This is a genomic window from Poinsettia branch-inducing phytoplasma str. JR1 (genome assembly GCF_000309465.1).
Lineage (GTDB): Bacteria > Bacillota_I > Bacilli_A > Acholeplasmatales > Acholeplasmataceae > Phytoplasma > Phytoplasma pruni.
Map to the genome: position 1 here is coordinate 1 of NZ_AKIK01000132.1, position 1,212 is coordinate 1,212.

Here is a 1,212-nt window from a genome sequence, read left to right on the forward strand (position 1 = left end):
AAATTTTAGAATCTATTAAATTATTTATTAAATTATTAATTTCCATTTTAAAAAATCCTTTCTTTTAAAATAAATACAAAAATTATATATTAAATACGATCATAAATAAAATCTAGTAATTCTATTACATATGAATCTGCACACCCAGCAGCCGTTATTTCATTTTTTATTTCTTTTGCTGTAAATCCCGCATCTTTTAGTTGTTTAATCGTACATTCATCATTTATCAATTTTTTAGACATTTTTTAAATCTCCTTTTATTTAAATTTTATTTAAACCGTAAATCAAATCCAGCAGCTGTTATTGCCTCAATTGTATATCCCGCATCTAATAATTCTTTGGGTGAAAATCCGCTTTCTTTTAATTCTTTAACTACTAATATATCTTCTTCTTTAACATATCTTTCCAATACTCCCAAAATCCAATAAATAAAGCCAAATACTAATAAAAAAATTACCAATGTAAAAATATTAATAATTATTTGTTGCATTATTTTTCTCCTTATTTTTCTTTTTTAAAATCTAAATATTGAATAGATTGACATTCTACTTGTGTAATAAATTTTTTTTCTTCTTTATCTTTATTAATAGCATTAACTTTAATTCGACCTTCAACACCAATCAAAGAACCTTTAACAACATATTTAGCTAAGTTTTCTGCTTGTTTATTCCAAACAACACAACTAATAAAATCTGCTTCACTATTTCCGTTTTTATTAATAAAATTCCTATTCACAGCTAAAATAAAACGTACTAATGGTATATTACCATTAACAAAATATATTTCTGGATCTTTGGTAATTCTACCTACTAAAATTACTTTATTAATCATTTTTCTTTTTTTAACCTTTCAATTGTTTAATTATTATTAATATTAATATATATAAAAACACCAATAAAAAAAATCATCAATAAATAAATAGAACTATGTAATAAATTATTATTATTTCTCATTATAAAATCCTTTATGAAAATAAGCAATATTTAAAAATATTGCTTATTTCAACCATGTTATTTTAGTACTATCAGGCACGATAAAACCAAATTTATACAAGATAAACACACATATTCCACTTAAAGCAATAAGTGTTAATAACTGTCTTAAAGTCATTGTTTTTTCTCCTTTTTATTTCAAATATAAATTAAAATTTCTTAATTCTTTATCTGTATATCCAATATTTATCAATTCTTGAACTGTATAACCAGAAGTAAT

General features: G+C 21.8%; 3 protein-coding genes. All 3 read right to left on the reverse strand.

Annotated features, from left to right (window positions below; all coding sequences use genetic code 11):
• Positions 1–89: 89 nt before the first annotated feature.
• From ON17_RS03650 to ON17_RS02650, 3 genes are read right to left on the reverse strand one after another with little or no spacing between them, the layout of a single operon-like run.
• Complete coding sequence (locus ON17_RS03650; protein WP_017191954.1) at positions 90–242, reverse strand: hypothetical protein; 153 nt, start codon at positions 240–242, stop codon at positions 90–92.
• A 26-nt stretch (positions 243–268) separates the two neighbouring features.
• Positions 269–490 carry a hypothetical protein gene (locus ON17_RS02645; RefSeq protein WP_017191955.1) on the reverse strand — a complete coding sequence of 74 codons (222 nt, stop codon included), beginning with the start codon at positions 488–490 and terminating at the stop codon, positions 269–271.
• Between the two features lie 11 nt (positions 491–501).
• The gene (locus ON17_RS02650) at positions 502–831 is read right to left on the reverse strand and encodes a single-stranded DNA-binding protein (RefSeq protein WP_017191956.1); all 330 of its coding nucleotides are present in this window, start codon (positions 829–831) and stop codon (positions 502–504) included.
• Between the last annotated feature and the right edge of the window lie 381 nt (positions 832–1,212).

What these genes read in the sequence shown, in the direction of transcription:
- ON17_RS03650 (WP_017191954.1), bottom strand. Translation starts at nt 242, where the DNA reads ATGTCTAAAAAATTGATAAATGATGAATGTACGATTAAACAACTAAAA.
- ON17_RS02650 (WP_017191956.1), bottom strand. Translation starts at nt 831, where the DNA reads ATGATTAATAAAGTAATTTTAGTAGGTAGAATTACCAAAGATCCAGAA.
- ON17_RS02645 (WP_017191955.1), bottom strand. Translation starts at nt 490, where the DNA reads ATGCAACAAATAATTATTAATATTTTTACATTGGTAATTTTTTTATTA.